This window comes from Amphibacillus indicireducens (genome assembly GCF_039539605.1).
Taxonomy (GTDB): domain Bacteria; phylum Bacillota; class Bacilli; order Bacillales; family Amphibacillaceae; genus Amphibacillus; species Amphibacillus indicireducens.
This window is the reverse complement of record NZ_BAABDL010000007.1, coordinates 1-5,002: the sequence shown is the minus strand read 5'-3', so window position 1 is coordinate 5,002 and position 5,002 is coordinate 1. Positions and strand designations below refer to the sequence as shown.

5 protein-coding genes and 1 pseudogene are annotated in these 5,002 nt (G+C 34.3%); 3 read left to right on the top strand and 3 right to left on the bottom strand.

Annotated elements, in window-relative coordinates; all coding sequences use genetic code 11:
• Window positions 1-186: 186 nt before the first annotated feature.
• Entirely contained in the window at window positions 187-462 is a 276-nt protein-coding gene (locus ABD814_RS00755; protein WP_344909448.1) for a hypothetical protein, read from the top strand.
• 558 nt (window positions 463-1,020) lie between these two features.
• On the opposite strand, the gene ABD814_RS00750 is transcribed toward ABD814_RS00755, so the two are convergent.
• The 3 genes and pseudogenes from ABD814_RS00750 to ABD814_RS00740 form a co-directional block, all read right to left on the bottom strand.
• The gene (locus ABD814_RS00750; protein WP_204669990.1) at window positions 1,021-1,920 is read right to left on the bottom strand and encodes an SDR family oxidoreductase; all 900 of its coding nucleotides are present in this window, start codon (window positions 1,918-1,920) and stop codon (window positions 1,021-1,023) included.
• A 243-nt stretch (window positions 1,921-2,163) separates the two neighbouring features.
• Window positions 2,164-2,817: pseudogene (locus ABD814_RS00745) on the bottom strand (Mu transposase C-terminal domain-containing protein); the annotation flags it as partial.
• Window positions 2,814-3,653, bottom strand: a complete 840-nt coding sequence (locus ABD814_RS00740) for a TnsA endonuclease N-terminal domain-containing protein (protein WP_344909446.1) — start codon at window positions 3,651-3,653, stop codon at window positions 2,814-2,816. The pseudogene ABD814_RS00745 and the gene ABD814_RS00740, both read right to left, overlap by 4 nt.
• Window positions 3,654-4,000: 347 nt before the next feature.
• On the opposite strand from ABD814_RS00740, the gene ABD814_RS00735 reads away from it, so the two are divergent.
• Together ABD814_RS00735 and ABD814_RS00730 are read left to right on the top strand one after the other, a co-directional pair.
• A complete protein-coding gene (locus ABD814_RS00735; protein ID WP_344909443.1) occupies window positions 4,001-4,249 on the top strand; it encodes a hypothetical protein in 249 nt (82 codons plus the stop codon).
• Between the two features lie 16 nt (window positions 4,250-4,265).
• Window positions 4,266-4,883, top strand: a complete 618-nt coding sequence (locus ABD814_RS00730) for a DpnD/PcfM family protein (protein ID WP_344909441.1) — start codon at window positions 4,266-4,268, stop codon at window positions 4,881-4,883.
• Window positions 4,884-5,002: the final 119 nt, after the last annotated feature.

Below are 5,002 nucleotides of genomic sequence, written 5' to 3'. Positions count from 1 at the left end.
CGCCGTATACGAGAACCGTATGTACGGTGGTGTGAGAGGGACGGAGGTTAGTCACCTCCCCCTATCTCAATTTTGTTTTTGTTTCGAGATAAATTGTAATTATCAAACTAAAATGATAAAATCAATGTAGAATATAGTAAAAAAACAAGTAAATTATATTAAAAAACGACTATAAGGAGTGATAATATGACAAATTTATTTGATGAATATGGTTATATTGCTTACCCACTAAATGTAAATATTCTAAGTGATGAAATAAAGAAAATAGTAGAAAATTATCAAAATAAAGAATTAACTAATTCAGAGTTCAAAACAATTTTAGAGTTCTACGGAAATAGTGTATCAGAATATGTTTTTACAAAAGATCGAACTGCCCTTAATGAACGATTATCTTTAATGATTGGTAAATTCAGAAGTACATTATTAACAAATGCGTATCGAGATTTAGGTTTTTTAGAATAAACAATTAAAATTAATGGTTAAAACAGATTAAGCAGCACTTCCACATAAAACGTGGAAGTGCTGCTTAATCTGTTTTTTTGTCTTTAAAAGTATGAGTAAATGCTGTTGTAACAAGCATTTAGAGCCAATTTCAAGTAAAGACACAAGGCATTGTCCGTTTACTTAGCTGTAAACGCTCATGAGAAAAGGCACTTTCACTTCCCCCTTTTGAAGTGGCTCACTCTTCCTTTGGTTTCTCACGTTTTCTGTATCGGTGTGTCTGTCGAGTAACGGTTATAGCATATTCCGTCTTAATGTCAGTCAAGGGTAAATGGCACGAGCGAAGATGTAGCTTTAAAATAAAGTTTGATCAGAAATTCCTCACAAACCCTTATATCACCGTAAACAAGAAGAAACCATTTTGAAAAAAGATTGATCAAAATGGATTCTTCCTTTACGCTGCGGTGTTCAATTTTTATAAAAAAGTTAGATCATTTTCTGATGTGATCTTCAACAATCGCGCCTCGTTCGTGGGGCATTAGGTGCTGTTATGCGATTACCCTTCCATTTATTTTATGTTTATCCATTCAAGAATGAAGTATGCTCTTTAACCCATTGAGAATATGTTTTTAGAGGTCTATTAATAATATTTGTAATTTCAGAGTTAAATTCAACTGGGTTATTTGAAATGGATTCAAGTACTCCTAATCTGTGAGAGATTTCATACTCATCAAGCCCTTCCTGGCGGAAGTATTCAAAAGCCTCATCTGAGGTTAATTCTTTGAATTTTATTTCTTTATTTAATACTTCACTTAGGATTTTTTTGCGCTCCAAAGGGCTTATAGAATGCCCATAAACATGCAGTGTTTTATTAGATAAATTGACTTGTTGAAGTTCTTTAGAAATTACGAATGCTAAATCTTCTTCATGGATCAGAGGGACTTTTGTATGAACGTATGGCTCTTGAATTAGGCTATCTTCTCTTATATGTTCTGCCCAACTTTTACCAGCTGAATAATGGTCTCCAACCAGAGTAGAAGCCATAATATTTGAAGGAACAATACGCGTATGTTTAATCTCCGAACGCTCAACTACCACATCAATAGCTAACCAATACCAGCTGTCGGGGGGAAATTGAATTTCTATTTCAGGACCATGTGAAGATAATGTTACTATTTTCTTTACACCAGCTTCTTTAGCCATATTTACAGCTTCGTAAACAGTTTCCGGAATAGCTCCTGCGAGAAATACTGCATCTATATTTTCAAATGCCAGAGGAGTATCGTCAGGTTTCGTAATGCTTCCATTTATGACCTTAGCTTCTTTTGGCCAGTTTTTACTTTGCGATTTATTTGCAAGTATGTGGACATCGAAGCCTTCTTCAATAAGCTGCCTCGCAAGATGCCGAGATACGAATTCATTGGGAATAGACCCTGGATAATCCACAAAGGGGGTTACTGTCAGTAATATTTTCTTCATTTAATACCTCACTCCTTATAGAGTTAATATACTTGATTGCAATCTGTATGTTACAGTGGGAAAACTAAGTAGGCTTTCTACCGTGATGGTACCGAAACTAGAATAATTAGTACCCCCGCGACATCATTTCCTGTTTACGCTTTTCCATAGTGGAGCCTGATTCTTTACGTGCCATCCTTCGTAAAATTCTCGGAACGACTAAATATCTTTTTTTGGGTCTTCTTCGTACTTTTACGAAACTGAATAGCGATCAGAATAGAAGTCACGTAGCATAAAATTATAAACATCTTTTAAAGAGTAGTTATTCTTTTTCCTGTAGTACTTATTGATAACGTGTTCAATTTGAACCTTTACTTCTTCTGTAATGTTAATACCGGTTTGATATTCATTATTTATATTTATTCTTCTAGGACGACCAACCTTTGCATTTGTTAGAGCTTTTGCTCTCCCTTTACCACCTGAACTAGAGTAGTCAGGTAACATGGCGTTTTTGGTCATGCCACGCTGCCAATAGCGAGTTAGTAGCTTTTTAACCTTTGTCTTGCCCAAGTTGCTCTCTTGAACGATTTCACGAATCTTGCTTTCTCTTCCTTGTTTTTGGAGCAAATCTGGCATATTGGGGACACAGTATTTTTGTATATTTCCCCAATCTTCTTCGCGCTTACGAATCTGCACTTCTGTTAAATCAGCTTCGGAAATCACTTTTGCATAAGGATCACTAATCGCTAACAGTTCACCTTGCTTGATATCTGTGGTTAGACTAGAGTATAGCTCTTTACGTGGCATAGCACTGCTCGTGTCAATATTTACTATATAGACATGCGGTTCTTCCATATCTATTACCCGAATTCTTTTTGAATCTGTTACATATTGAAATACCTGATTAATATAAATCATCCGTATTTCACCTTCTCCAATTTACTTTCATCAATATACTTAATATCAATTGATTGCTCTAAATCAATTGCCTTGTACATATCTGTAACCATTATTTTTTTAGCAAGCAAATGATAAAACAACGTGACACCACTTCCAAAAGGCAAGTGTGTATCTGCATCAAACTCACTAGTGATTTCTCGGATACTTCGTGAACTATTCAACAAACGATTCATAAGAGACATTGATAAATCCTCTATATGTTGGTTAGCCATTTCTCGATATACATCATAGCTCCGAATATCAAAATAATCATGGATATAACTAATATTTCTAGCCACGATCTTATCAATTTCTTCCTCTGTTACAATACCCCAACTAATGCCTTTACGCTCCCAGTATTCACGTTCAATTTCGAATTTCTCTAACACACGTTCTTCTAATAGCTTGTCTTTCATTTTGATAGTATGAGCGACTTCAAATACACCTTCTCCCTTATCAACTGTTAATAAAAAGTCCGTTGTCATAACAATTGGATCGCCTGTTTTTGGATCAGCTGGGTGTTTTATTCCAAGCGCTTCCGCAATGACAATCGTCTCTTCTTGTGGTAATAAAGGAAATTGTTCACGAATATCTAAGACAACATCGGAAAATTCAGTCAAATAAAAGTAATTTCGTTCCAAATCCGATAAAAACTCATGTTGTCTACCGGCTTTTGTACCTTTTAATCTCGTTGACCGACCTAATGAGGAAACATCTTGAACTTTTAGCCAAGGCTGATAATCTGCCCCACTGCCAGTTCCTCTACCTTCTTTAATCCACTTATCGACTTTAGATGTTCTTTTTCGTTTCGCCACAAAAACACCCCTTTAGACAATTATATCCAAAGGGGTGAAACTTCGCAACTTTTTTATAAACATCGTGACTTTGTTTTAAACATCGCATCTTTTTTGCAAACGTCGCGACTTTATTTTAAACTTACAGAAGATCACACTCGCCCTTGACAGACCGACTACATATGCAGGGGCATAACCACGACAAACACACCAAACTATACAGAAAAAGTTCTTTAACAACCAAATAACTGGAAGATCCTAGTCATTCAAAAGAAGTGAAAAGCTTCAAGATTAAAGAAGCCGACACCACTTCCCAAAACTTCCAGAAAAAGTTGTTAAAGAAAAAATAAAAAAAGGAAGTGTAGAAAATGGAAACAACAACGAATAAATTAAAGGTATATAAGAATGAAGTCTTTGAAGAGAAAATCGAAAAAGATATTGAATTAATTGCTAGATATGTAGCAGATACAAGCCCTTTTGACAATTTAAAAATCACAGATGAGTTTGATAATTTAATTCTTTCAACAATCGGTTTTTGCTTAGATTATGTATATGATGTTCAGTTTAGAAATCGTTTAGTTAATGTTTTAGTACCAATGCAAATGAGTAGCGAATAAAAAGGAGTAGATAAAAATGGAAAATAAAATTTATAGAATAATCACATCAGAAGAATATTCAACATTGTTAGAAAAGTTAGAAGATAAGAATTTTAAAGCACAAGAATTAAGTAATTTTTTAATCATAGACAATAACGAAAGAAAACACATGAAAACTTATATAGCGATTGATAATACAACTGGCGATTTATGGACGGAAGAATTTTCATCTTTTGAACATGCTATTGAGTACCTAGAAGGAATAATACAAGTTGATGAAGTTCACGCAATGTATAAAGAGCGTAGTAATTGGTTAGAAAAATTTGAAAAACAAGAAAATAAACTTTCAAATCTTCATAAGTTATTAGAAAAAACTTATAACAAAATCGACAATGGTTTATATTGCCTTAATCATGATGAATTAGAAAGACAAGTTGCAGAAGGTATGAGCGATATTTTAGAAGCACAAAACACATTGAAGGAGTTAGCAAATATGGAAACTTATACAATAGAAATAGAAGAAGTATTATCAAGAGTAGTTGAAGTAGAAGCAACATCAGTAGAAGAAGCACAAGATATAGTATATGAACAATACCGAAACGAAGAAATCATACTAGATGATGGAGATTATGACGGTATGCCAAACATCAGATAAATAAAATAAAGATAGTTCTAAGAGCGATAACTGTTTTAGTTATCGCTTTTTGTTGTGTGCCCAGCATGGGTGCAGACTCTAGGGTGAAAGTCCCGAACAGTGAAGGCAGTAGTAGCTGT

What these genes read in the sequence shown, in the direction of transcription:
- ABD814_RS00755 (WP_344909448.1), top strand. Translation starts at nt 187, where the DNA reads ATGACAAATTTATTTGATGAATATGGTTATATTGCTTACCCACTAAAT.
- ABD814_RS00750 (WP_204669990.1), bottom strand. Translation starts at nt 1,920, where the DNA reads ATGAAGAAAATATTACTGACAGTAACCCCCTTTGTGGATTATCCAGGG.
- ABD814_RS00735 (WP_344909443.1), top strand. Translation starts at nt 4,001, where the DNA reads ATGGAAACAACAACGAATAAATTAAAGGTATATAAGAATGAAGTCTTT.
- ABD814_RS00730 (WP_344909441.1), top strand. Translation starts at nt 4,266, where the DNA reads ATGGAAAATAAAATTTATAGAATAATCACATCAGAAGAATATTCAACA.